Genomic DNA, 22947 nt, shown 5'->3' on the forward strand with positions numbered 1-22947 from the left:
CGACGGGTCTTCCGCCCCGCCGCGTACCGCCATGACCGTGCCCCGCCAGACCACCCCGCTGGACCACCTGCTGACCGAGGCGCAGCGCGCCCTGGACACCGTGTTCGGCAACCCGCCGGCGGCCCGTCCCTACCCCGCCACGGACACCGGCGAGCCCGGCATGGATCGCGCCGAGCGCCGCCACGCGGCTGGCCTGATGCGGATCAACCACGTGGGCGAGGTCTGCGCGCAGGGCCTGTATTTCGGGCAGGCCGCCGTGGCCCGTGACCCGGCCACGCGTGACCACCTGCTGGAAGCGGCCCAGGAAGAAACCGACCACCTGGCCTGGTGCGCCACCCGGCTGGCCGAGCTGGACAGCCGTCCCAGCCTGTTCAACCCCCTGTGGTACGCCGGCAGCTACACCATCGGCACCCTGGCCGGGCTGCGTGGCGACGGCTGGAACCTGGGCTTCGTGGTCGAGACCGAGCGCCAGGTGGAAGCCCATCTGGACGAGCACCTGGTCGACCTGCCGGCCGGCGACCTGCGCAGCCGCGCGGTCATCCAGGTGATGAAGGAAGACGAGGCGCGCCATGCGGAGCATGCCGAGCAGGCCGGCGCACGCCGCCTGCCGTTCCCGATCCCCGGCGCGATGGCCCTGGCCTCCAGGGTGATGAAGGCCATTGCCTACCGGCTGTAGCCGCGACACGCGGTCCGTTGTGACCGCCCGGTCGGCCAGCGGCCGGCACGACCGATCAGTTCGGCGAGACCAGCTTCAGGCCGATCACGCCGGCCACGATCAGTCCCACGCAGGCCAGGCGGGCCGGCGACGCGCTGTCGTTGAACAGGTAGATGCCCAGCACCGCCACGCCCATGGCTCCGATGCCGGTCCAGATCGCGTAGGCGGTGCCGACCGGGATGCTCTTCATCGCCTGGCTCATCAGGTACAGGCTGATCAGGGCCGACACCACCGTGGCAACGGTGGGCAGGGGTTTGCTGAAACCTTCCGAGTACTTCATTCCGAGGGCGAAACCGATCTCGAACAGGCCGGCCAGCAGCAGGTAGATCCAGGGCATGGGTGGGGGCTCCTTACCTTTCTTGGGAAAACAAAACGGCCCGGTGTTTTCACACCGGGCCGTGGGCCGGTACATCACCGTGGAACAATATCGCAAGTGCGACACCAGTTCCACGGGGCGGGTCGTCCCGCCTGGGCGGCGATGCCTGCAGGCATCGCGCATGGGGCTTACTCGGACAGGTTCCGGCCGTGGAACAGCTCTTCGATCTCGCGCTTGAGCAGCGCTTCGATCTTCATGCGCTCCTTGAACGACAGGTTCTTGGCCTTTTCCTCGAACAGGTACTGATCCAGGTCGAAGTCCTTCAGGTGCATCTTCGTGTGGAAGATGTTCTCCTGGTAGACGTTGACGTCGAACATCTCGTAACGCGACTTGATGTTCTTGGCCAGGAAGTTCTGGATCGAGTTGATCTTGTGGTCGATGAAGTGCTTCTTGCCCTTCACATCGCGGGTGAAGCCACGGACGCGGTAGTCCATGATCACGATGTCCGACTCAAGGCTCTCGATCAGGTAGTTCAGGGCCTTCAGCGGGGAAATGACGCCACAGGTGGCTACGTCGATGTCCGCGCGGAACGTCGCGATGCCTTCCTGCGGATGGGTTTCCGGGTAGGTATGGACAGTGATGTGGCTCTTGTCCATGTGCGCGACCACCGCGTCGGAGATCAGCTCCTTGCCGGCCAGCTTCTTGTCGATCACCGGTTCTTCGGAGATCAGGATGGTCACCGAGGCACCCTGCGGGTCGTAGTCCTGGCGGGCCACGTTCAGGATGTTGGCACCGATGATCTCGGCGACATCGGTCAAGATTTGAGTCAGCCTGTCGGCGTTGTACTCTTCATCGATGTATTCAATGTAACGCTGACGCTCCTCTTCGGTGCGCGCGTAACACACGTCATAGATGTTGAAGCTCAGCGCCTTGGTGAGGTTGTTGAAACCCTGCAGCCTCAGGCGAGGCAACGGCTTGACCACGGCGGTCGATTCCTGTGTAAGAAGGGAAAGGGGGAATTATGGGGCAAACTGCCCCCGGGGGGAACGTGAAGACGCAAGAGTTCTGGCACACTGTTTGCCCTTAACAATTGCGCTGGTTAAGCTCCGCTATCGACCCCGTGAATCCGTTCATGCGCAGAGGGAGCGCCCCTATCGTGTCAACCGTGCGCCTAGCTAGCAGTCCACTGGCCCTGGATATCGCCACAATCGATCGTTTCCTGGCGCACAGCCACAGGCGGCGATATCCCACCCGTACCGACGTCTTCCGACCCGGTGACCCGGCGGGAACCCTGTATTACGTCATCAGCGGCTCGGTTTCGATCATGGCCGAGGAAGATGACGACCGCGAGCTTGTGCTGGGCTACTTCGGTGCCGGCGAGTTCGTCGGCGAGATGGGCCTGTTCGTTGAATCGGACCGCCGCGAGGTGATCCTGCGGACCCGCACCGCCTGCGAGCTGGCTGAAATCAGCTACGAGCGCCTGCATCAGCTGTTCCTCGGCCCGCTGTCGGCCGATGCCCCGCGCCTGCTGTACGCGCTGGGCCAGCAGATCTCCAAGCGCCTGCTCGACACCAGCCGCAAGGCCAGCCGACTGGCATTCCTGGACGTCACCGACCGGATCGTGCGCACCCTGCACGACCTGGCGCAGGAACCGGAAGCAATGAGCCACCCGCAGGGCAGCCAGCTGCGCGTCTCGCGCCAGGAACTGGCGCGCCTGGTCGGCTGCTCGCGCGAAATGGCCGGCCGCGTGCTGAAGAAGCTGCAGACCGACGGCCTGCTGCATGCCCGCGGCAAGACCGTGGTGCTGTACGGCACCCGTTGACCGTTGAGCACCCGGTGGGTGCGGACCTTGGTCCGCCCCCCTTCGCGCGCTAGGCTCGAGACATGGAGCTGAGCAGCGAATTCTGGTGGTTCATCCTCATCGGCCTGGGCGCACAGCTGGTCGACGGCGCGCTGGGCATGGCCTTCGGCCTGGTGTCCTCGTCGGTGATGCTGAGCATGGGCCTGCCGCCGGCGCAGGTCAGCGCGAGCATCCACACCGCCGAAGTGTTCACCACTGGTGCCTCGGGTGTGTCGCACCTCGCAGCCGGAAATGTCGATAAACGCCTGTTCCTGCGCCTGGCCCTGCCTGGCGCGGTGGGCGGTGCCGTGGGCGCGTACGTGCTCACGCAGATTCCGGGCGAGATCATCCGGCCACTGATCTACCTGTACCTGCTGGTGCTGGCGATCATCATCCTGGCCCGCGCGGCCGGACGCTGGATGCCCAAGGGCGAGATCCGCCGGGTACCGGTGCTGGGCTTCTTCGCGGGCCTGCTCGACGCCAGCGGCGGTGGCGGCTGGGGGCCGATCGCCACGTCCACCCTGCTCGCCCGTGGTGGCCAGGCGCGTACCACGATCGGTACGGTCAATGCAGCGGAGTTCGTGGTCACGCTGACGGTGTCGGCGACCTTCCTGCTGTCGATGGGGGTGCAGCACCTGCAGATCGTCGCCGGCCTGCTGATCGGCGGCATGATGGCCGCGCCGGTGGCGGCCATCCTGGTCAAGCGGGTGCAAGAGCGCTGGGTGCTGGTGGCCGTCGGCGTGCTGGTGCTGGGGATCAGCCTGTTCCAGGTCGGGCACGCGGTGTACGGGTACCTGGGGCATTGAGCGTTTGCCGGCCAGCGGCCGGCACAACCGCGACGGAGGAGGGTAGTGCCGGCCGCTGGCCGGCAGATCCGTCATCGTGCGAAGGGGTCAGGCCCCCGACGGGATCTGGCCCCGGGCTACGCCTTGTCGCCGCCCCGGTCCACGCAACCCCAGTTGAGGATGCGGGTGCCGGCCGGCAGCACGCGGCGGAAGAACGCCACCCGGCCCGGCTTCGGGTTCACCACCACCGGCGCCTTGGCCGCCAGCAGCAGCGGCAGGTCGGCGGTACTGTCGGAATAGGCGATATCGATGTCGCCATAGCCGCGCTCGCGCAGCATGCGCATCTTCTCTTCGTTGTGGCAGTGACGGGTCGGGCCGACGCCGCCCAGCCGCGGGCCGACCTCGGTGCCGATCACCGGCACGTCCTGATGGGCCACGAAGGCCAGGATCGCGCGTGCCAGTTCCGGCGGCGCGCCGGTGGCGACCACCACGCGGTCGCCCTTGGCACGGTGCGCGGCGAACACCTCCAGCGCCTGCGGCAGCAGCTTGGCGCGCATCTGCGCCTGGTTGCGCAGCACGTAGGCGTCGATCACCTTGTTGAAGTCGCGGGCACGGTGCAGGCCGAAGCTGCCGATCCACACATAGACCGAGATGCCCGCACGGCGGGTCGGCAGCATCGCCACCATCGGCCCGGCGATCGGCGTGACCAGCAGTGCCGCCAGCATGCGCAACGGGTTGCGCTTGATCAGCGAGGCGAACAGGTGAGTGCCCGAATCGCCGTCGTAGAGGGTGTGGTCGAAGTCGAAGACCACCAGCGGCGCATCCTCGCGCGGCGTTGGATAGTGCGTTGTCATGCCGCGAAGAATAGCTGACGCAGACCCTCGCCCGGCTCTTCCACGCGCATGAAGGCCTCGCCGACCAGGAAGGCATGGATCCCGGCATCGCGCATCAGCGCGACATCCTGCGGGCCGAGGATGCCGCTCTCGGTGACCAGCAGGCGGTCACGCGGCACGGCCTGCTGCATGTCCAGCGTGGTCTGCAGCGACACCTCGAACGTGCGCAGGTTGCGGTTGTTGATGCCGATCATCGGCGCCGGCACCTGCAGGGCGCGCTCCAGTTCATCGATGTCGTGCACTTCCACCAGCACGTCCATGCCCAGCGACAACGCCAGTTCGGACAACGTGGCCAGCTGGGTGTCGTCCAGCGCGGCCACGATCAGCAGGATGCAGTCGGCGCCCAGCACGCGTGCCTCGTACACCTGGTAGGCGTCGATCACGAAGTCCTTGCGCAGCACCGGCAGCGTGCAGGCCTCGCGCGCCTGCTGCAGGTAGGCGTCGGCGCCCTGGAAGAAATCCACGTCGGTCAGCACCGACAGGCAGCTGGCACCGCCGAACTCGTAGCTGACGGCGATGTCGGCCGGGCGGAAGTCCGGGCGGATGACGCCCTTGGACGGGCTGGCCTTCTTCACCTCGGCGATCACCGCCGGGTCGCCGTTGGCCACCGCCGCCTGCAACGCGCGCACGAAGCCACGTACCGGCGGGGCGCTGGCCACGGCGGCCTGCAGCGCCTCGAGCGGGCGCTGGGCGCGGCGCTGGGCCACTTCTTCGGCCTTGCGGGCCAGGATCGTCTGCAGGATGTCGCTCATCGTCTTCGGGTCGGTGCGGGGGGCGGTGAGGACGGCCATTATCGGCCATCGACGGGGTCAGGCTGAACCGCGCGCTCAGGCAACCAGCGCGCGGGTGGTCTCCACGTAATGCTGCAGGCGCTGGCGGGCGCTGCCGTTGGCAATGGCGGCACGGGCGCGGGCCAGGCCATCGCCGATGTCGCTGGCCACGCCGGCCACGTACAGGGCGGCGCCGGCATTCAACGCAACGATGTCCAGCGCCGGGCCGGACACGTTGTCCAGCACGGCGCGCAGCATCTGGATGGACTGCTCCGGGCCGTCCACGCGCAGGTTGCGGCTGGCCGACATGGCGATGCCGAAGTCCTCCGGGTGGATCTCGTACTCACGCACCTTGCCGTCGCGCAGCTCGCCGACCAGGGTGCCGGCGCCCAGCGAGATCTCGTCCATGTTGTCGCGGCCCCAGACCACCATGGCGCGCTCGGTGCCCAGCTCGCGCAGCACGCGGGCCTGGATGCCCACCAGATCGGGATGGAACACGCCCATCAGTACCGACGGCGCGCTGGCCGGATTGGTCAGCGGGCCGAGGATGTTGAAGATGGTGCGCACGCCCATTTCGCGGCGCACCGGCGCGACCACCTTCATCGAGGGGTGATGGATCGGCGCGAACATGAAGCCGATGCCGGTCCGGTCGATGGCGGCGGCCACCTGGTCCGGCTGCAGTTCGATCACCGCGCCCAGCGCTTCCAGCGCGTCGGCACTGCCGGACTTGGAAGACACGCTGCGGTTGCCGTGCTTGGCCACGCGCGCACCGGCGGCAGCGGCCACGAACATCGAGCAGGTGGAGATGTTGAAGGTGTGCGAGCCATCGCCACCGGTACCGACGATATCAACCAGGTTGGAGGTATCGGCCACCGGCACTGGCCGGGCGAATTCACGCATCACGGTGGCCGCCGCGGCGATCTCGTCCACGGTCTCCTTCTTCACCCGCAGGCCGGTGAGGATCGCCGCGGTCATCATCGGCGACACGACGCCGCGCATGATCTGCCGCATCAGGTCGACCATTTCGTCGAAGAAGATTTCGCGATGCTCGATGGTGCGATGCAGGGCTTCCTGGGGGGAGAAGCTCATGGGAATGCTCCTTGGATCAGGCCGCCGGGCGCTGCAGGAAATTGCGCAGCAGGGCGTGGCCGTGTTCGGTGAGGATGGATTCGGGGTGGAACTGCACGCCCTCCACCGGGAACTGGCGGTGGCGCAGGCCCATGATCTCTTCGATCGAGCCGTCCTCGTTCTCGGTCCAGGCGGTCACTTCCAGCACATCGGGCAGGCTGTTCTTGTCCACCACCAGCGAGTGGTAGCGGGTGGCCTGGTAGCGGTCCGGCAGGCCGGCGAACACGCCCTTGCCTTCATGGCGGATCGGCGAGGTCTTGCCGTGCATGATGTTGCCGGCACGGATGACGGTGCCGCCGTAGACCTGGCCGATGCCCTGGTGGCCCAGGCACACGCCGAGGATCGGCGTGGTCGGGCCCAGGCGCTGGATCAATTCCAGCGACACGCCCGCTTCGTTGGGCGTGCACGGGCCAGGCGAGATGACGATGCGCTCGGGTTTCTGCGCGGCGATCTCATCCACGCTCATCGCATCATTGCGCACCACCTTCACTTCGGCGCCCAGCGTCTGCAGGTACTGCACGAGGTTGTAGGTGAAGCTGTCGTAGTTGTCGATCATCCACAACATGGTCAGGTTCCGTCGCTTATCAGGAAAATGGCGTATACGTTTTCGGTGTAGGTGATGGGGCCGGCTTCAACGGATTCGGGCTCAGCGGGCGCAGGCGCCGAGGCGGGCGCGTAGCTGCCGGTCACCGAGATCCTGTCGAGATCCCCGCCGTCTTCGCCCGGCTGCGGCCATTGCCCGGCCTGGATGCCGTAGGCGAAGTTCGGCGCCACGTCGGAGATGCTGTACAGACCGCGCAGCCGCGTGCCGTAGGCCTTGGCCAGGCCCTGCGCGGACTGGCGGGTCTGGGCTGCGGCCTCGCCCTTGAGTTCGCGCCGCAACGCCGCTTCGCCCGAGTAGGTCGGCGCCATGCTGCTGACCTGCACGTTCTCGTTGGCCTTCAACGCACCCAGCACGTCCTGCATCGCCTTCACGCTGGCAAAGCTGGCGCGCAGCTGGCGCGACACGCGGGTACCGATGAAGACCTGCCGGTTCTGCTCGTAGCGCGTCGCCGGGCCGATCCGCAGGTTGTCCGCACGCACGCTGCCCTCCACCGCCTTGTGCTGCTTGAACAGCGCCAGCACGCGGGCCACGTTGCCCTGCACGCGGCGGCGCGCCGCATCGGCATCCATGTCGGTCTCTTCGATGTTCAACTGCAGGCCGAACCGGTCCGGCATCACCGTGCGGGTGCCCTGCCCCTTCACCAGCAGGTGCGGCTGCGACGGAATGGTATTGGCCTGCGCCCACGCAGACGGGGCCATCGTGGCCAGCAGCGACGACCACAGCAATGCGCTCAGCAGCTTCATGCGGTACTCCTTGTCTTGAATGGGAACAGCAGGAGGTGCCGCGGCGCAGGCCACGGCACGGAAAGGCTCACAGGCCCTTGGCAGCCTGGGCGACAGCGCGGAACAGCGCGCGGCCCTTGTTCATCGTCTCGTCCCATTCCTTGTCCGGGTCCGAGTCGTAGACGATGCCGGCGCCGGCCTGCACGTACAGGCGGCCGTCCTTGATCACCGCGGTGCGGATCGCGATCGCGGTATCGGCATCGCCGTGCCAGCCGATGTAGCCGATGCTGCCGGCATAGACATTGCGCTTGATCGGTTCCAGCTCGCGGATCACTTCCAGCGCGCGGATCTTCGGCGCGCCGCTGACCGTGCCGGCCGGGAACGTGGCACGCAGCACGTCGGCATAGCTCAGCCCCGGCTGCAGCTGCCCGGTGACTTCGCTGACGATGTGCATGACGTGGCTGTAGCGTTCGATCACGAACTGCTCGCCCACTTCCACGGTGCCGGCCTTCGAGACGCGGCCAGCATCGTTGCGGCCGAGGTCGATCAGCATCAGGTGCTCGGCGCGTTCCTTCGGGTCGGCCAGCAGCTCGGCTTCCAGCGCCAGGTCCTGCTCGACGGTGGCACCGCGCGGACGGGTGCCGGCGATCGGGCGCACGGTGACTTCGCCATCCTGAAGGCGTACCAGGATTTCCGGCGAGGAGCCGACCACCTGCAGATCGCCGACATCCAGGAAATACATGTAGGGCGACGGGTTCAGTGCACGCAGCGCGCGGTACACATCCACCGGGCGCGCCTTGAACGGCACGCTCAGGCGCTGGCTGAGCACCACCTGGAAGATGTCACCGGCGCGGATGTATTCCTTGCTGCGCTGGACCGCATCGACGAAGCCTTCGCGGGTGAACCCGGAGACGAAATCCGATTCATCCAGCACGTCGCTGTTGAGCGGGGCGGGATAGCCGGCACCCGGTGCACGCAGCTTCGCCGTCAGGGCATCCAGGCGCGCCTGGGCCTGTTCGAAGGCACCGTCGACGCGCGGGTCGGCGTGCACGATCAGGTACAGCCGGCCCTTGAGGTTGTCGAACACCGCCAGCTCGTTGGAGTCCAGCAGCAGGATGTCCGGCGTGCCCAGTTCATCGCGGCCAGCGGGCGGGGCCAGGCGCGGCTCGATGTAGCCGATGCACTCGAAACCGAACCAGCCGACCAGGCCACCGGTGAAGCCCGGCAGGCCGTCCAGCTTCGGCACCGAGTGGGCGCTGCGCAGCGCCTCGACTTCGGCGAACGGGTCGGCCACCTCGCGGGTGTCAACCACCTGGCCGTCTTCGCGCACGGTCAGCGTGTGGCCATGGAAGGCGTAAACGCGCCGCGCCGGCAGCCCGATGATCGAGTAACGACCAAAGCGCTCGCCGCCTTCGACGGATTCAAACAGGTAGGTATTGGGGCCGTCGGCGAGCTTCAGATAGACCGAGAGCGGCGTGTCCAGGTCGGACAGCACTTCACGGACGACGGGAATATGGGTGTGGCCTTCAGCGGCCTGCTGCTGAAACTGAGCGTGCGAGTTCAAGACGACTTTCCTTCCGGGACACAGCGTTATGGGGGCGGACGACGGCAACGGGCCACCATCGCCACCAACGGCGTGCGGAAGAAAGGGTATGCGGGGTCGTCAGGCTGGACACCCCTTGACTGTATCGCAGCTTGGTCGGCAGGGGAACCCTGGGAAACTGAACCACGGGACGGGCGGGGCCGGCCACGGGAACCGACGACGCGGACCGGTAGAGTCGACTGTTGGTCGACTTGCGCGCGTAGCGCGGGGTTTTATGCCGTCGGAACGAAGAGCAGTCGACTGACAGTCGACTCTACCCCCTACCCATCTAACCCCTGCCCCGCCAGCAACGGGCAACCGACCGGCAGGTGCATCCGCACCCTGCCCGGCACGCACGCGATGCGGAACTGGCGCGCCTGCACCGGTTCGCCGTCCAGGTTGAGCGTCAGCGGCCGCTCGGCTTGCACCTGCAGCCACGGCAGCCTCGCGCGCGTGGCCAATTGTTCGAGCGCGGCCTGCGTGCCGGACTTCAGCATCTGGCCGAGGGTGGCGGTGACCTCCCCTTCCAGCTCTGGCAGCACGGTGACATCCAGCAGCCCGTCGTCGATCAGGGCCTGCGGGCACAGCTGCTGGCCACCGCCGGCCTGGCGGCCATTGCCGATGCCGAGCGCGATGAAGTCGCCTTCCCACGCGAAATCCGGGCCGGACAGGCGCGCGGTGATCGGCTCGATGCGGCCCAGCTTGGCAATGCCGGTGATCACGTAGGCCAGCCCACCCAGCATCTTCTTCAAGCCGGCATCGGTCTCCACCGTCACCTGCGTGCCAAAGCCACCGCTGGCGAGGTTGGCGCACCACCAGGGCGTGCCATCGGCGTCCACGCGCAGCAGGTCGATGGCATGCGGCGGTGCCTGGCCGATCAGGGCGAAGGCCTCCTGGGGCGCGGTCGGGATGCCGGCAGCCGTGGCGAAATCGTTGGCGGTCCCCATCGGGATCAGCGCCAGCGAAGGCAGCGCCTGCGCCGGTTCATCGCGATGGGCCAGGGTTTCGGCCACCGCACTGAGCGTGCCGTCGCCACCGGCGGCCACGATCACGTCCACGCCATGGTCGATGGCTTCGGCAACGTAGCGTTCGGCGTCGCCGTCTTCCCAGGTCACCCGTACGTCCAGCTGCACGCCCTGCCCGCGCCAGTGGCCGACGGCATCGCGCAGCTCCTCGTTGCCAGCGGATTTTCCATTGAGGATCAGGCGCCAGCGCGGGGTGGTCATGCAGAGCTTCCAGGAGAGGGGGGGCACAGGCTAGCAATCGCGCGTTCGCTGCCAGTGAACGCCAACGCTTGGAAGCCGTAGATCCACGCCACGCGTGGATGATGGTGCAGGGGAGCCGACGCGGCACCGCAACGGCGATGTCATGCAGATGTCATTGCCGGCCCGGAGAATGGAAGGCCATAGCAGGGACGACGGATGGAGGCAGGATCAGCCTCCCACGCATGCAGCGAAGCCACGCCCGTGATGGGCGTGGCTTTTTTTTGCCCGGCCGTAGATCCACGCCGTGCGTGGATGCACGTCATCTCACCCGTTGGCGAAATCGTGCAGCGCCTGGCCCTGCAGCCGGTACACGGTCCACTCGTCCTGCGGCTTCGCGCCGGCAGCGGTGTAGAACGCGATGGCCGGGGTGTTCCAGTCCAGCACCGACCACTCGAAGCGGCCGCAGCCTTCGGCCACGGCCTGGCGGGCGATGTACTTCAGCAGCGCCTTGCCAGCGCCCGCGCCACGCTTTTCCTGGCTGACATACAGGTCTTCCAGGTAGATGCCCTTGCGGCCCAGCCAGGTCGAGTAGTTGTAGAAATACACGGCGTAACCGATGGCCTCGCCACCGGCTTCGCAGATCAGGGCGCGCGCCGTGGCATCGGGTCCGAACAGGCTCTCGGCGATGCCGATCTCATCGGTCTGCACCGAGTGCTCGGCCTTCTCGTAAATGGCCAGCTCGCGGATGAAATGCAGGATCAGACCGGCATCGGCCACGGTGGCCGGGCGGATGTTCAACACGGCCACCGTGCTCATGGTTCAGCCCCGCGCCGCGGCAACGTTGGCGCGCATCTGCGCGATCACGTCCTGGTAGCTGGTCTTGGCATTGAAGATGGCCGAACCGGCGACGAAGGTATCGGCGCCAGCGGCAGCGATCTGGCCGATGTTGTCGGCCTTCACGCCACCGTCGATCTCCAGGCGGATGTCCTTGCCGCTGGCGTCGATCATCTTGCGCACGACCTTCAGCTTGTCCAGCGCCGAGGGGATGAAGGCCTGGCCGCCGAAGCCCGGGTTGACCGACATCAGCAGCACCAGGTCCAGGTCCTCCAGCACCCAGTCGAGGATGTCCACCGGCGTGGCCGGATTGAGCACGATGCCCGGCTTGCAGCCCAGCGAGCGGATCAGCTGGATGGTGCGGTGCACGTGGCGGCTCGCCTCCGGATGGAAGCTGATGTAGGTGGCACCGGCCTCGGCAAAATCCGGAATGATGCGGTCCACCGGCTCGACCATCAGGTGCACGTCGATCGGTGCGGTCACGCCGTGCTTGCGCAGCGCCTGGCAGACCATCGGGCCGATGGTCAGGTTCGGCACGTAGTGGTTGTCCATCACGTCGAAGTGGACCCAGTCCGCGCCAGCGGCGAGGACGTTGTCGACTTCCTCGCCGAGGCGGGCGAAGTTGGCGGACAGGATGGAGGGGGCGATGAGGCAGTGGGACATGGCCGGGCCTTGCAACGAGGGGAAAGGGGTCAGCGCTTGCGCAGGGTCTTGATGCGGTCGTAGGCGGCATTGATCCGCCGCGACTTCTGCTCGGCCTGCTGCTGCAGCTCGGGGGCGGCGCCGCCAAGCTTGTCGGGGTGGTACTGGGAGATCAGCTTGCGGTAGGCGCGCTCGATCTCGGCATCGGTGGCCTCGGAGGTCAGCCCCAGCTCCCGGTACGGGTTCTCCTTGTTCAGGCGGAACCAGTCCGAGTCGAAGGCGTGGCCGATCAGCAGCCCCACCACGGCGCCGAACAGCGGATTGGGCCGGAACAACAGGGCGCCGGCGATGAATCCGAGCAGTTTTCCGTACCAGCGCATGGCGCTCCGGGGTGGACCGACGAAATGGACGCTCATTTTACGTCACAGCGGGCCCGGACCGCTTTACACTAGGCCGCCCGCTGGTCAGCGGGCCCGCCGGGTCCGTTGGGCAGCAGCCGTATCGACAACGCCCCAGGAGTGCCCGTGCCAACCACGCTGTTGCAATCCGATCTCCCCGGCCTGCCCTTGCGCCATCGCGGCAAGGTGCGTGATGTGTTCGATATCCCGCGCGAGCGGCTGCCAGCCGGAACCCCGCCGGGCGATTACCTGCTGATGGTGGCCACCGATCGCCTGTCTGCGTTCGATGTCGTGCTGCCCGACCCGATCCCGGGCAAGGGCGAGATGCTCTGCCAGGTCTCCAACTTCTGGTTCGCCAAGACCGCCCACCTGATGCCCAACCACCTGACCGGCATCGACGTGGCCAGCGTGCTGCCCGAGGGCGTGGACCCGGCCCTGTACGCCCGGCGCGCGGTGGTCACCCGCAAGCTGAAGCCGGTGCCGGTGGAAGCGATCGCGCGCGGCTACCTGATCGGCAGCGGCTGGAAGGACTACCAGCGCACCGGCAAGGTCAGCGGCATCGACCTGCCCGATGGCCTGCGCCAGGCCGAGCAGCTGCCCGAGCCGATCTTCACCCCGTCGACCAAGGCCGCCGTCGGCGACCACGACGAGAACATCGATTTCGATGCGATGGTGAAGCAGGTCGGTGCGGAACTGGCCGAGCGCGTGCGCGACGCCACCCTGCGCATCTACAAGTTCGCCGCCGATTACGCCCGCGAACGCGGCATCCTCCTGGCCGACACCAAGTTCGAGTTCGGTACCGACGCCGATGGCCGCCTGTACATCATGGACGAGATGCTGACGCCGGATTCCTCGCGTTACTGGCCGGCCGACGAGTACGAAGTGGGCACCAGCCCGCCGAGCTACGACAAGCAGTTCGTGCGCGATTACCTGGAGACGCTGGACTGGGGCAAGACCGCCCCGGGCCCGACCATCCCGGCCGAGATCATCGAGCGCACCCGCGCCAAGTACGCCGAAGCGCTGCAGCGCCTGGCCGGGATCAGCGTCGACTGATCCCCTGCGCCCCCGGCCGGAAAGGCGGGGGGCGTTCTGAACGCGGTAGTGCCGGCCGCTGGCCGGCAACTTCGGTATGCCTGCAGCCAGGCGTGGCCGGGCTCTACTGCCGGTTGCCCGGGGTAGTGCCGGCCGCTGGCCGGCAACCTCGCGAACTCGGCTATGCTCTGGAGTGCCGGCCGGCGGCCGGCACTACCGTTGTCCGAGGAAGCGACGCAGCATGCAGACATCCACCCAGCTTGCGCGGCCGATCGACCGCTATTTCGCCAGCTACTCCGACGACCACCGCAATGTGATCAACCAGCGCATCCACGTGGTGGCGGTGCCGGCGATCCTGTGGTCGGTGGTGGCCCTGCTGTGGTGCCTGCCACCGCTGATCACCTGGTTCCAGTACGGCATCTGGTCGGCGTTGGCGATGTTCAGTGCCTGGTGCTTCTACAACAAGCTGTCGCGCCCGCTGGGCATCGGCATGCTCATCCAGTTCTTCGTGTTCGGCTGCCTGTGCCGCCTGCTGGAGGCCGAGATCGGCCTGCAGGGGCTGCGCTGGCTGGCGGTAGGGGTGTTCGTGGTGGCCTGGATCGCGCAGTTCATCGGCCACAAGTTCGAGGGCCGTAAGCCCAGCTTCCTGACCGACCTGACCTACCTGCTGATCGGCCCGGCCTGGGTGATGGCCAAGCTCTACCGCAAGCTCGACTGGCGCTACTGACCTTGCGGTGGCCGACAGTGGCCGTCGTTTCCTGAACGGGCGGATTCCGTCACCCACGCTACACGGCGGCCCTGCCAGCCTGCGGCAGTGACTCGCTCCCCACCTCTCGCCCGTTGGCGGCAGCCCCTGTGCGACAGGGCCTGCGGTCTCCCTGCGTGGGCGTAAGGTGTCCCCCGAGGGCAAGCGGGGAGGAGCAACAGGAACGCGATGCTGCGCCGCGAAAAAATGAATCAGCGGACGTTACATGCAGTTGATCGCCGTTCGATGGGTTTCGGCGACATTTCGCAGCCTGTTATCCTCCCTGACCTGCTCGTGAATCATGGATTCCCTGCATGCTCCCCAGCCTGCCCCTGCTGCTGGCCCTGCCATTCCTGATGGCAGCGGCCGTTGCGGCCTTCCCCCGTAGTTCGCGCTCCACTGCTGCCTGGCTGGCGGCACTGGCGCCGTTGGGCGGGCTGGCCATCCTCGGCTGGCTGACCCCGTCGGTGCTCGACGGCCAGGTGGTCCGCACGCTGGTGCCGTGGCTGCCGCAGATCGGCCTGGACTTCACGCTGCGCCTGGACGGGTTGGCCTGGATGTTCGCCGGGCTGGTGCTGGGTATCGGCGCGCTGGTGGTGCTGTACGCACGCTACTACCTGAGCCAGCAGGACAACGCGCACCGCTTCTACTGCTACCTGCTGCTGTTCATGGGTGCCATGCTGGGCATGGTGCTGTCGGGCAACCTGCTGCTGCTGATGATCTTCTGGGAAATGACCAGCATCAGCTCGTTCCTGCTGATCGGCTTCTGGTCGCACCGTCAGGACGCGCGCGAAGGCGCGCGCATGGCGCTGGTGATCACCGGCGGCGGCGGCCTTGCGCTGCTCGGTGGCGTACTGCTGATCGGCCGCATCGTCGGCAGCTTCGACCTGGACGTGGTGCTGGCCGCCGGCGAGCAGATCCGCGCCAGCGCGCTGTACCCGTACGCGCTGTTCCTGGTACTGGCCGGTATCTTCACCAAGAGCGCGCAGTTCCCGTTCCACTTCTGGCTGCCGCACGCGATGGCCGCGCCGACACCGGTCTCGGCCTACCTGCACTCGGCCACCATGGTGAAGGCCGGCGTCTTCCTGCTGGCGCGCCTGCACCCGGTGCTGGCCGGCAGCGACCTGTTCTTCTACACGGTCAGCGGCATCGGCGCGCTCACGCTGCTGATCGGTGCCTGGAACGCGATCTTCCAGCACGACCTGAAGGGCCTGCTGGCCTATTCGACGATCTCGCACCTGGGCCTGATCACCCTGCTGTTCGGCCTGTCCACGCCGATGGCGGTGGTGGCCGGCGTGTTCCATATCCTCAACCACGCCACCTTCAAGGCCTCGCTGTTCATGGCCGCCGGCATCATCGACCACGAGACCGGCACCCGCGACATGCGCAAGCTGGGCGGGCTGCGCAGGCTGATGCCGTTCACCAGCGCGCTGGCGATCATCGCCTCGCTGGCGATGGCTGGCATCCCCCTGCTCAATGGCTTCCTGTCAAAGGAAATGCTGTTCGCCGAAGCGATCACGGCCGGGGGCCCGGGAATCATGCGCACGGCGGTGTCGATCGCTGCGTTGCTGGCTGGCGTATTCGGGGTGGCGTACAGCCTGCGCTTCGTGCACGACACCTTCTTCGGCCCCGGCCCGCACGACCTGGACCGCGTGCCCCACGAACCGCCGCGCTGGATGAAGGTGCCGGTGGAACTGCTGGTGGTGATCTGCATCGCGGTGGGCGTGGCACCGGCACTGACCGTAGCGCCGGTGCTGCACGCCGCTGCGGCCTCGATCCTCGGCGACGCCATGCCCGAGTACAGCCTGGCGGTATGGCACGGCTTCAACCTGCCGCTGGCGATGAGTGCGATCGGCGTGGTCGGCGGCGTGGCCCTGTACTTCGGCCTGCGCAAGCTGATCAACCTGCACGCCGTGACCAACGTCAGCACTGGCCGCAATGTGTTCCATGCGCAGCTGGACGCGATCTCCGCACTGGCCATGCGGCTGACCAACGGCATCGCCAACGGCAGCCTGCAGCGCATGCTGCTGTGCCTGGTGCTGGTGGCGATCGTGGCCGCCGCCGCGCCGTTCGTGGCCAACCCCGCCTCGCCGGACTGGACCAGGCCACAGCCGATCCCGCTGCTGGGCTGGGCGCTGTGGCTGGTGATGATGGCCTGCGCGGTGGCTACCCTGCGCATCTACAAGCAGCGCCTGCTGGCAGTGCTGCTGGTCGGCGGCGTCGGCCTGATGGTGGCGCTGACCTTCGTGTTCCTGTCCGCGCCCGACCTGGCCCTGACCCAGCTGCTGGTGGAGATGGTGACGCTGGTGCTGATGCTGCTGGGCATGAACTACCTGCCGGCGCAGTCCGGGCCGGAGCGGCCGCGCTGGCGCAAGCGCCGCGATGCGGTGATCGCGATCATCGCCGGTGCCGGGCTTGGCGCGCTGGCCTACTCCGCGATGACCCTGCCGCCGAACACCATGGCCGGCGAGCTGCTCGCCCGGGCGCTGCCCGAGGCCTACGGCCAGAACGTGGTCAACGTGATCCTGGTGGACTTCCGCGGCTTCGATACCTTCGGCGAGATCACCGTGTTCGGCATCGCCGCGCTGGTGGTGCATGCGCTGCTGCGGCGTACGCGGATGGCACCGGAGCAGATCATGCCCGGCCCGCCGATCAAGCTGCCGGTGCCGGCCGACCTGGCCCAGATCATGTTCCCGCTGACCCTGACCGTGTCGATCTTCCTGTTCCTGCGCGGCCACAACGCACCGGGCGGTGGCTTCATCGCCGGCCTGGTGCTGGCGGTGCCGCTGCTGATCCAGTATGTGATCCAGGGCACCGCGTCGGTGGAGTCGCGCTTCGGCTTCGACTACATCCGTTGCATCGGCATGGGCCTGCTGATCGCCCTGCTCAGCGGCAGCGCCTCGATGCTGTTCGGCGTGCCGTTCCTGACCAGCGGCCATCTCGACCTGCACCTGCCGCTGATCGGCGAGGTGCCGCTGGCCAGCGCGATTGGTTTTGACATCGGCGTCTACCTGGTGGTGTTCGGCGGCGCCATGCTGATGCTGTCGATGATGGGCACGATCAAGCCGTCGCGTACCCGCACTGCCCGCAAGGGCGAGATCGACCTGCAACGCCGTTCGGCACGCACCGGGGAGATGCACTGATGGAACTGGCCCTGGCCACCGCGATCGGCGTGCTGACCGCCATCGGCATCTACCTGCTGCTGCGTGCGCGCAGCTTCGATGTGATCCTCGGCATGACCTTCCTGTCCTATGCGACCAACCTGCTGATCTTCGCCGGTGGCCGGGTGGTGCTGGGCAAGGCGCCGGTGCTGCAGGAAGGCGTGGACAGCCACCTCGGCAACTACACCGACCCGCTGCCGCAGGCGCTGGTGCTGACCGCGATCGTGATCGCCTTCGCGATGACCGCGGTGAGCATCGTGCTGGCCATGCGCAGCCGCAGCGACAACCACAGCGACCATGTGGACGCCCACGAGCCGGACGACGACCTGCAGGATGAACGCGCGCCGCCGCGCCAGGGCGAGGACCGCGCATGAACCATCTGGTGATCCTGCCGATCCTGATTCCGCTGCTGGGTGCCGCACTGTCGCTGTTCGTCGAACACCGCCGCTATGGCCCCCGGGTGCAGCGCGCGGTGGCCTGGACCGCGCTGTCGGCGCTGGCGCTGGCGGTGGGCCTGCTGTTTGCCACCACCGCCGGCGGCGAGATCAACGTCTACCTGCTCGGCGACTGGCCGTCGCGGCTGGGCATCGCACTGGTGGCCGACCGGCTGTCGGCGTGGATGCTGCTGACCACCCTGCTGCTGGCCATCCCCTGCCTGCTGCATGCCTGTTCCGGCTGGGACCGCCGCGCCCCGCACTTCCACGCGTTGTTCCAGTTCCAACTGGTCGGCCTCAACGGGGCGTTCCTGACCGGCGACATCTTCAACCTGTTCGTGTTCTTCGAGGTGATGCTGATCGCCTCCTACGGCCTGCTGCTCAGCGGCGGTCGTGGTCTGCGCATGCGCATCGGCCTGCACTACGTGGTGTTCAACGTCACCGCCTCGACCCTGTTCCTGATCGCGCTGGGCCTGCTGTACGCCACCCTGGGTTCGCTGAACATGGCCGAGCTGTCGCAGCGCATCGCGCAGGTACCGCCGGCACAGCTGACGCTGGTGAAGGCGACGATGGGCCTGTTGCTGCTGGTGTTCTGCGCCAAGGCCGCACTGATGCCGCTCTACCTGTGGCTGCCGGAAGCCTATTCGCGCGCGCCGGCGGCGGTCGCCGCGCTGTTTGCGATCATGACCAAGGTCGGCCTGTACTCGGTGCTGCGCATCCAGATGCTGTGGTTCGGCGATGACGCAGGCGCGATGGCCGGCTATGGCCGCGACTGGCTGCTGTGGGCCGGCGTGGCGACGCTGGTGCTCGGTGGCCTGGGTGCACTGGCCGCGACCCGCCTGCGCGTCCTGATCTCGTACCTGGTGATCGTGTCGGCGGCCACGCTGTTCATCGCCTTCTCGGTGGGCACGCCGCAGGTTCTCTCGGCGGGTCTGTACTACCTGCCGCACAGCAGCTTCGTCGCCGCCGCGCTGTTCCTGATCGCCGACCTGATCCGCCGTCGTCGCGGCGGTGCCAGCGACCGCAAGGAAGTAGTGGCACCGATGCCGGGCAAGGAAACCCCAGCGGTGCTGTTCCTGATCGGGGCAGTGTCGGTGGCCGGCCTGCCGCCGCTGTCCGGCTTCCTGGCCAAGGCCGCGCTGCTGGCCGGCATGCCGGCGCAGTACACCGGGCCGGTCTGGACCGCCGTGCTGGTCAGCAGCCTGCTGGTGATCATGGGCCTGACCCGCGGCGGCATCCGCCTGTTCTGGCGCGTGCCGCCGGTCGACCCGGAGGCACCGAAGCCGCGCAAGGCTCCCCTGCGTCGGGTGGAGCTCTACGCCGCCTGCCTGTTGCTGGCCTACGGCATCGGGATGACGCTGGCCGCTGCACCGTTGATGCGCTACACCGACGCCACCGCCGCACAGCTGCTGCAACCCAGCGAGTACGTGCAGCAGCTGCGCGCGACCACGCCGGAGATCCGCCAGCCATGACTGCCCAGCGCTCCCTGTTCCGCCGCCTGATCCCCTCGCCGATGCTCAGCATCATGGTGGTGGCGTTCTGGCTGCTGATGTCCGACAGCTTCACCCTCGGCCAGATCGTGCTGGGGCTGCTGCTGGGCGTGGTGGTGCCGCTGTTCGCCGCGCGCCTGGACCGCGAGTTCGCGCGCATCGGTACGCTGCGGCCGCTGCCCAAGCTGGTGTGCGTGACCCTGTGGGACATCCTGATGTCCAACATCCGCGTCGCCCTGCAGGTGCTGGGCCCGGAAAAGAACATCCACCCGGGTTTCATCTGGCTGCCGCTGGACATCGCCAACATCCATGGCATCGCCGCGCTGACCAGCATGATCACCCTGACCCCGGGCACGGTCTCGGCCGCGCTCAGCGACGACCGCAGGTTCCTGCTGGTGCACGTGCTGCACCTGGAGGACCCCCAGGACCTGATCGATACGATCAAGCGCCGTTACGAGGCGCCGTTGATGGAGATCTTCCCATGACCGGTTTTGAAGTCATCCAGACCACCCTGGTGGTGTGCATGCACGTGGTCGGCCTGGCCATGCTGCTGGCCACCTGGCGCCTGCTGCGCGGGCCGACCGTGCCCGACCGCATTCTCGCCCTGGACACCTTGTCGGTGACCGCGATCGCCGAGCTGATGCTGTTCGGCATGTACCTCAACTCGCCGATCTATTTCGAGGCGGCCCTGATCATCGCCATGCTCGGCTTCGGCAGCACCGTGGTGCTGAGCAAGTTCGTGCTGCGCCGGGACATCGTCGAATGATCACCGCGATCCAGATCGGCCTGTCGATCCTGCTGCTGTTCGGCTGCTTCTTCATCCTGGTCGGCGCATTGGGCCTGGTGAAGCTGTCCACCTTCTTCAAGCGCCTGCACGCGCCGACCAAGGCCAGCACGCTGGGCGTGGGCTGCGTGCTGGTGTGCTCGGTGTGCTACCACATCTTCCTCGGCCAGGACCCGCAACCGCGCGAACTGCTGATTACCGTGTTCCTGTTCATCACCGCACCGATCAGCGCGCACATGATGGCCAAGGCCGCGCTGTCGCTGCTGATGGAGACCCGCCCCAGCCTGCCCGGCAACGAGCGTGCCGCCGAAGAGCAGCTGCCGCCGCCGGAACCGGCGCGGGAAGAAGACACCCCGCAGAACCGGTAGTGCCGGCCGCTGGCCGGCAGTGGCAAGGGATCCGTCAGAGGCGATGAGGTTGCCGGCCAGCGGCCGGCACTACCTCATGCCGCGCCTACCAGCAGCAGTTCCAGCACGAACCAGCCGACGAATGCGGCCAGCAGGATGCCGCCTTCGCTGCGGCTGATCTTCAGGTCGCCGCGCAGCATCGGGTACAGCACCAGCGCGAAGGCCAGCAGCGCCGGAAGTTCCAGGCGCACGAACGAGGCCGGCAACGCCAACGGCTGCAACAGCGCCATCGCGCCGACCACCAGCAGCAGGTTGACCACGCTGGAGCCCAGCACGTGGCCGAGCACCATGTCGCCGTGGCCGCGACGGGCGGCGGCGATCGCCGCGGCCACTTCCGGCAGCGCGGTGCCGATCGCCACCGGCAGCAGGCCGACCAGCAGCGGCGTCCAGCCCAGTGCGACCGCGAAATCGGCGGCGGCCCCCACCACCAGTCGTGCGCCCCAGTAGAGGGTCAGCGCAGCGATCAGCACCCGCAGCACGTTCAACGGCAGGCTGGTGCGGCTCAGGGCGGACTCGGCGATGGCGGCCTGCACCTCCTCGCTCTCGCTGCGGCCGCGGCGCAGCAGCAGCACCTGCATGACGATGAAGCCCGCCACCAGCACGCCGCCCTCCCAGCGCACCAGGCGGCCATCCAGCCCGAACAGGACCAGCAGCACGCCGGCCACCAGCAGCGACCACCACAGCACGGTCTGCAGGCGCGCGCGCAGCAGCAGGGGCGCGGCGATGGCGGCCACGGCCAGGGTCAGGCCCAGGTTGACGATGCTGCTGCCGACCGCATTGCCCAGCGCCAGCTCTGGCTGGCCCACCGCCAGCGCGCGTGCGTTGACCGCCAGTTCCGGCAACGAGGTGGCCACCCCGAGCAGCAGCAATCCGGCGGTGAACGGGCTGGCCCCGAAACGCTGGGCCAGGCCGGACACGGCCTTGACGATGGAGTCCCCGCCCAGGGCCAGCAGCAGCAGGCCAAGCAGGAACCAGGCAATGGCAATGGCGATCATCGAGCACTCCCCCAGCAGTGGTGGCGCGATTCTACGCGTGGCCCGAGCGCATGGCTGGGCGGTGGATCAAGGATCAGCCACAGCCTTCGGCGTAATCGACCTGCGGGGTCTTGCCGACGCGCCAGGCACTGACCCGCCCATCAGCGTCGAGTGCGAAGTCGATGACCGCCCCGCCCTCCTGCGCCGGCCGCACGCGCAGGTGCTGCGCTTTCTCGTCGTACTTGTCAGGACCGACGTCCGCGCGCTCAGGGTACAGCACCTGCAGCTCGCCCAGGGTCATGCCGACCTTGCCGCCGCCCGGAGCGATGATCGCCGCACTGCGCACGTCGTAGCGCACCAGCTTGCGTGCCTCGATCATCAGGCGAGGGTCTTCGGCGCCCTGCGGACGCAGGAAGTAGCAGCCGTCGTTGCCGTCGTCGGCCGGCAAGGGCTTGCCACTGGCGTCGGTGCCCAGTCCCTGCAGCGGCGTGCCGAAGCCGCTGCGGACCTCAGCGATGCCGGCGCCCAGCGCGGCGCCGCCGAAGCCATCCAGGCGCGCCGGGCTGTCCTTGCGGAGGTCGTTCGCCGGGCGGGCCGCCAGGTCGGGATCGGTCGACTGGGCCGGCCCGGTCGCCGAGGCGGTTTCTGCCGGGGTGTCGCTGCCGCTGCCGGCGGCGCCCTGCTTGTCGGGGCCACCACTGCAGGCGGCAAGCGAAAGGAGCAACAGACCAGCAATCGGGAGGTGCTTCATCGGTGCGGTTCCCTGGCACGAAGGTAGCTGCACGCTAGCGCAGCGCGCGTGCAGGCGCTGCATTGTCATCGCCGTTTCATCGCCTTCGTTCAGGCTCGGCGTGCACCGACTTGGCTGTCCCTTCCATGCAACCGCGCAAGACCGATCTCGCCCGAACCGCGCTGCAGGCCCATCGCGCGCCGCTGGACATGCGCCAGCGCCGGTTGTTGATCCTGTGCGACGGCCAGCGCACCCTGGCCGACCTGACCGGCCTGATTGGCCAGGACGCGGCGGCCATGGTCATCCAGCTGGTGCAGGCCGGTTACCTGAGCACCGGAACCGCCGCCACAACCACACCGCCGCCACCCGCAGCCACGGCAGCACCGGCGCCCGCCACGCCGGCTGCGGCACCGGCTGCGGCACCGGCTGCACCCGCAACCGGCAGCGAACGCCGCCGCTCACTGGTGGCCGCGCGCATCTACGTGCTGGGGATCCTGGAGATGCAGCGCCACCCACAGGCAGCGGCCCTGTTCCGCGAACTGCAACAGGCCCGGGCCGAGAGCGATGTCCTGCAGGTACTGCAGTCTGCGATGCGGACGCTGCCCGGGCTGGCCTCGGAAGGCTATTGCCAGCGCGTGCGGCAACGCCTGCTGGAAGCGCTGCCGCTGGAGCATTGCGACGCGTTCGCCGAGGTCGCCTGAAGAAAAAGGGGACGGAGGGGATTAAGTCGTTTCAGGCACACGTGTGCTGATTGCG

26 protein-coding genes are annotated in these 22947 nt (G+C 67.7%); 12 read left to right on the plus strand and 14 right to left on the minus strand.

What is annotated here, in order from left to right; all coding sequences use genetic code 11:
* Window positions 1–31 precede the first annotated feature (31 nt).
* Window positions 32–676: a 2-polyprenyl-3-methyl-6-methoxy-1,4-benzoquinone monooxygenase gene (gene coq7, locus BLS66_RS20105; protein ID WP_074726635.1), complete on the plus strand. Its 645-nt coding sequence runs from the start codon at window positions 32–34 to the stop codon at window positions 674–676.
* A 55-nt stretch (window positions 677–731) separates the two neighbouring features.
* Here the strand turns inward: coq7 and BLS66_RS20110 are convergent, their stop codons facing one another.
* A complete protein-coding gene (locus tag BLS66_RS20110; RefSeq protein WP_005419816.1) occupies window positions 732–1052 on the minus strand; it encodes a DMT family transporter in 321 nt (106 codons plus the stop codon).
* Window positions 1053–1219: 167 nt separating this feature from the next.
* Window positions 1220–2014: an adenosylmethionine decarboxylase gene (speD, locus tag BLS66_RS20115; protein WP_005411315.1), complete on the minus strand. Its 795-nt coding sequence runs from the start codon at window positions 2012–2014 to the stop codon at window positions 1220–1222.
* Between the two features lie 149 nt (window positions 2015–2163).
* On the opposite strand from speD, the gene crp reads away from it, so the two are divergent.
* Window positions 2164–2853 (plus strand): cAMP-activated global transcriptional regulator CRP, encoded by a 690-nt coding sequence (gene crp, locus BLS66_RS20120; protein ID WP_010482649.1) that lies wholly within the window; start codon window positions 2164–2166, stop codon window positions 2851–2853.
* Between the two features lie 62 nt (window positions 2854–2915).
* Entirely contained in the window at window positions 2916–3677 is a 762-nt protein-coding gene (locus tag BLS66_RS20125; RefSeq protein ID WP_049468009.1) for a sulfite exporter TauE/SafE family protein, read from the plus strand.
* A 116-nt stretch (window positions 3678–3793) separates the two neighbouring features.
* Here the strand turns inward: BLS66_RS20125 and BLS66_RS20130 are convergent, their stop codons facing one another.
* The 10 genes from BLS66_RS20130 to BLS66_RS20175 form a co-directional block, all read right to left on the minus strand.
* Window positions 3794–4510: a haloacid dehalogenase-like hydrolase gene (locus BLS66_RS20130; RefSeq protein ID WP_005419826.1), complete on the minus strand. Its 717-nt coding sequence runs from the start codon at window positions 4508–4510 to the stop codon at window positions 3794–3796.
* Window positions 4507–5301, minus strand: coding sequence for an indole-3-glycerol phosphate synthase TrpC (gene trpC, locus BLS66_RS20135; RefSeq protein ID WP_049432395.1), 795 nt, complete (start codon window positions 5299–5301; stop codon window positions 4507–4509). Before trpC ends, BLS66_RS20130 begins: the two co-directional genes overlap by 4 nt.
* 75 nt (window positions 5302–5376) lie before the next feature.
* Window positions 5377–6408 (minus strand): anthranilate phosphoribosyltransferase, encoded by a 1032-nt coding sequence (gene trpD / locus BLS66_RS20140; protein ID WP_074726636.1) that lies wholly within the window; start codon window positions 6406–6408, stop codon window positions 5377–5379.
* A gap of 16 nt (window positions 6409–6424) precedes the next feature.
* A complete protein-coding gene (locus BLS66_RS20145) occupies window positions 6425–7012 on the minus strand; it encodes an anthranilate synthase component II (protein WP_049468013.1) in 588 nt (195 codons plus the stop codon).
* A gap of 2 nt (window positions 7013–7014) precedes the next feature.
* On the minus strand, window positions 7015–7794 hold the full coding sequence (locus BLS66_RS20150) for an SIMPL domain-containing protein (RefSeq protein WP_049468014.1): 780 nt from the start codon (window positions 7792–7794) through the stop codon (window positions 7015–7017).
* A gap of 67 nt (window positions 7795–7861) precedes the next feature.
* Window positions 7862–9337, minus strand: a complete 1476-nt coding sequence (gene trpE, locus BLS66_RS20155; RefSeq protein WP_057494325.1) for an anthranilate synthase component I — start codon at window positions 9335–9337, stop codon at window positions 7862–7864.
* 299 nt (window positions 9338–9636) lie between these two features.
* Window positions 9637–10581 (minus strand): lipid kinase YegS, encoded by a 945-nt coding sequence (gene yegS / locus BLS66_RS20160; protein ID WP_074726637.1) that lies wholly within the window; start codon window positions 10579–10581, stop codon window positions 9637–9639.
* Window positions 10582–10884: 303 nt separating this feature from the next.
* Window positions 10885–11367, minus strand: coding sequence for a GNAT family N-acetyltransferase (locus tag BLS66_RS20165; RefSeq protein ID WP_049468075.1), 483 nt, complete (start codon window positions 11365–11367; stop codon window positions 10885–10887).
* A gap of 12 nt (window positions 11368–11379) precedes the next feature.
* Window positions 11380–12057 (minus strand): ribulose-phosphate 3-epimerase, encoded by a 678-nt coding sequence (gene rpe / locus BLS66_RS20170; protein WP_064239392.1) that lies wholly within the window; start codon window positions 12055–12057, stop codon window positions 11380–11382.
* Window positions 12058–12086: 29 nt separating this feature from the next.
* Window positions 12087–12416 (minus strand): J domain-containing protein, encoded by a 330-nt coding sequence (locus BLS66_RS20175; RefSeq protein ID WP_008265098.1) that lies wholly within the window; start codon window positions 12414–12416, stop codon window positions 12087–12089.
* Window positions 12417–12560: 144 nt separating this feature from the next.
* Here BLS66_RS20175 and BLS66_RS20180 point away from each other — a divergent pair, with 144 nt between their 5' ends.
* The 8 genes from BLS66_RS20180 (at window position 12561) to BLS66_RS20215 (ending at window position 20448) form a co-directional block, all read left to right on the plus strand.
* Window positions 12561–13487: a phosphoribosylaminoimidazolesuccinocarboxamide synthase gene (locus BLS66_RS20180; RefSeq protein ID WP_049468023.1), complete on the plus strand. Its 927-nt coding sequence runs from the start codon at window positions 12561–12563 to the stop codon at window positions 13485–13487.
* 220 nt (window positions 13488–13707) lie between these two features.
* Entirely contained in the window at window positions 13708–14193 is a 486-nt protein-coding gene (locus BLS66_RS20185) for an Mpo1 family 2-hydroxy fatty acid dioxygenase (protein ID WP_049468026.1), read from the plus strand.
* 332 nt (window positions 14194–14525) lie between these two features.
* A complete protein-coding gene (locus BLS66_RS20190) occupies window positions 14526–17354 on the plus strand; it encodes a monovalent cation/H+ antiporter subunit A (protein ID WP_074726638.1) in 2829 nt (942 codons plus the stop codon).
* Window positions 17354–17746, plus strand: a complete 393-nt coding sequence (locus tag BLS66_RS20195; protein ID WP_049468031.1) for a Na+/H+ antiporter subunit C — start codon at window positions 17354–17356, stop codon at window positions 17744–17746. Before BLS66_RS20190 ends, BLS66_RS20195 begins: the two co-directional genes overlap by 1 nt.
* Window positions 17743–19278, plus strand: coding sequence for a monovalent cation/H+ antiporter subunit D (locus BLS66_RS20200; protein ID WP_049468033.1), 1536 nt, complete (start codon window positions 17743–17745; stop codon window positions 19276–19278). Before BLS66_RS20195 ends, BLS66_RS20200 begins: the two co-directional genes overlap by 4 nt.
* Entirely contained in the window at window positions 19275–19781 is a 507-nt protein-coding gene (locus tag BLS66_RS20205) for a Na+/H+ antiporter subunit E (protein ID WP_049468035.1), read from the plus strand. Before BLS66_RS20200 ends, BLS66_RS20205 begins: the two co-directional genes overlap by 4 nt.
* Window positions 19778–20062, plus strand: coding sequence for a K+/H+ antiporter subunit F (locus BLS66_RS20210; protein WP_005411334.1), 285 nt, complete (start codon window positions 19778–19780; stop codon window positions 20060–20062). The genes BLS66_RS20205 and BLS66_RS20210 overlap by 4 nt, the downstream gene beginning before the upstream one ends.
* Window positions 20059–20448, plus strand: coding sequence for a Na+/H+ antiporter subunit G (locus BLS66_RS20215; protein ID WP_049468036.1), 390 nt, complete (start codon window positions 20059–20061; stop codon window positions 20446–20448). The genes BLS66_RS20210 and BLS66_RS20215 overlap by 4 nt, the downstream gene beginning before the upstream one ends.
* 74 nt (window positions 20449–20522) lie before the next feature.
* On the opposite strand, the gene BLS66_RS20220 is transcribed toward BLS66_RS20215, so the two are convergent.
* The gene (locus BLS66_RS20220) at window positions 20523–21482 is read right to left on the minus strand and encodes a sodium:calcium antiporter (protein WP_049468038.1); all 960 of its coding nucleotides are present in this window, start codon (window positions 21480–21482) and stop codon (window positions 20523–20525) included.
* Between the two features lie 73 nt (window positions 21483–21555).
* Window positions 21556–22212, minus strand: a complete 657-nt coding sequence (locus BLS66_RS20225) for a hypothetical protein (protein WP_074726639.1) — start codon at window positions 22210–22212, stop codon at window positions 21556–21558.
* 125 nt (window positions 22213–22337) lie between these two features.
* Between BLS66_RS20225 and BLS66_RS20815 the strand changes: the two genes are divergently transcribed.
* Window positions 22338–22892, plus strand: a complete 555-nt coding sequence (locus BLS66_RS20815) for a hypothetical protein (protein ID WP_074726640.1) — start codon at window positions 22338–22340, stop codon at window positions 22890–22892.
* The last annotated feature ends 55 nt before the right edge of the window (window positions 22893–22947 follow it).

The organism is Stenotrophomonas pavanii (genome assembly GCF_900101175.1).
Lineage (GTDB): Bacteria > Pseudomonadota > Gammaproteobacteria > Xanthomonadales > Xanthomonadaceae > Stenotrophomonas > Stenotrophomonas pavanii.

What these genes read in the sequence shown, in the direction of transcription:
- coq7 (WP_074726635.1), top strand. Translation starts at nt 32, where the DNA reads ATGACCGTGCCCCGCCAGACCACCCCGCTGGACCACCTGCTGACCGAG.
- BLS66_RS20110 (WP_005419816.1), bottom strand. Translation starts at nt 1,052, where the DNA reads ATGCCCTGGATCTACCTGCTGCTGGCCGGCCTGTTCGAGATCGGTTTC.
- crp (WP_010482649.1), top strand. Translation starts at nt 2,164, where the DNA reads ATGCGCAGAGGGAGCGCCCCTATCGTGTCAACCGTGCGCCTAGCTAGC.
- BLS66_RS20125 (WP_049468009.1), top strand. Translation starts at nt 2,916, where the DNA reads ATGGAGCTGAGCAGCGAATTCTGGTGGTTCATCCTCATCGGCCTGGGC.
- BLS66_RS20130 (WP_005419826.1), bottom strand. Translation starts at nt 4,510, where the DNA reads ATGACAACGCACTATCCAACGCCGCGCGAGGATGCGCCGCTGGTGGTC.
- trpC (WP_049432395.1), bottom strand. Translation starts at nt 5,301, where the DNA reads ATGAGCGACATCCTGCAGACGATCCTGGCCCGCAAGGCCGAAGAAGTG.
- trpD (WP_074726636.1), bottom strand. Translation starts at nt 6,408, where the DNA reads ATGAGCTTCTCCCCCCAGGAAGCCCTGCATCGCACCATCGAGCATCGC.
- BLS66_RS20145 (WP_049468013.1), bottom strand. Translation starts at nt 7,012, where the DNA reads ATGTTGTGGATGATCGACAACTACGACAGCTTCACCTACAACCTCGTG.
- BLS66_RS20150 (WP_049468014.1), bottom strand. Translation starts at nt 7,794, where the DNA reads ATGAAGCTGCTGAGCGCATTGCTGTGGTCGTCGCTGCTGGCCACGATG.
- yegS (WP_074726637.1), bottom strand. Translation starts at nt 10,581, where the DNA reads ATGACCACCCCGCGCTGGCGCCTGATCCTCAATGGAAAATCCGCTGGC.
- rpe (WP_064239392.1), bottom strand. Translation starts at nt 12,057, where the DNA reads ATGTCCCACTGCCTCATCGCCCCCTCCATCCTGTCCGCCAACTTCGCC.
- BLS66_RS20175 (WP_008265098.1), bottom strand. Translation starts at nt 12,416, where the DNA reads ATGCGCTGGTACGGAAAACTGCTCGGATTCATCGCCGGCGCCCTGTTG.
- BLS66_RS20185 (WP_049468026.1), top strand. Translation starts at nt 13,708, where the DNA reads ATGCAGACATCCACCCAGCTTGCGCGGCCGATCGACCGCTATTTCGCC.
- BLS66_RS20190 (WP_074726638.1), top strand. Translation starts at nt 14,526, where the DNA reads ATGCTCCCCAGCCTGCCCCTGCTGCTGGCCCTGCCATTCCTGATGGCA.
- BLS66_RS20195 (WP_049468031.1), top strand. Translation starts at nt 17,354, where the DNA reads ATGGAACTGGCCCTGGCCACCGCGATCGGCGTGCTGACCGCCATCGGC.
- BLS66_RS20200 (WP_049468033.1), top strand. Translation starts at nt 17,743, where the DNA reads ATGAACCATCTGGTGATCCTGCCGATCCTGATTCCGCTGCTGGGTGCC.
- BLS66_RS20205 (WP_049468035.1), top strand. Translation starts at nt 19,275, where the DNA reads ATGACTGCCCAGCGCTCCCTGTTCCGCCGCCTGATCCCCTCGCCGATG.
- BLS66_RS20210 (WP_005411334.1), top strand. Translation starts at nt 19,778, where the DNA reads ATGACCGGTTTTGAAGTCATCCAGACCACCCTGGTGGTGTGCATGCAC.
- BLS66_RS20215 (WP_049468036.1), top strand. Translation starts at nt 20,059, where the DNA reads ATGATCACCGCGATCCAGATCGGCCTGTCGATCCTGCTGCTGTTCGGC.
- BLS66_RS20220 (WP_049468038.1), bottom strand. Translation starts at nt 21,482, where the DNA reads ATGATCGCCATTGCCATTGCCTGGTTCCTGCTTGGCCTGCTGCTGCTG.
- BLS66_RS20225 (WP_074726639.1), bottom strand. Translation starts at nt 22,212, where the DNA reads ATGAAGCACCTCCCGATTGCTGGTCTGTTGCTCCTTTCGCTTGCCGCC.
- BLS66_RS20815 (WP_074726640.1), top strand. Translation starts at nt 22,338, where the DNA reads ATGCAACCGCGCAAGACCGATCTCGCCCGAACCGCGCTGCAGGCCCAT.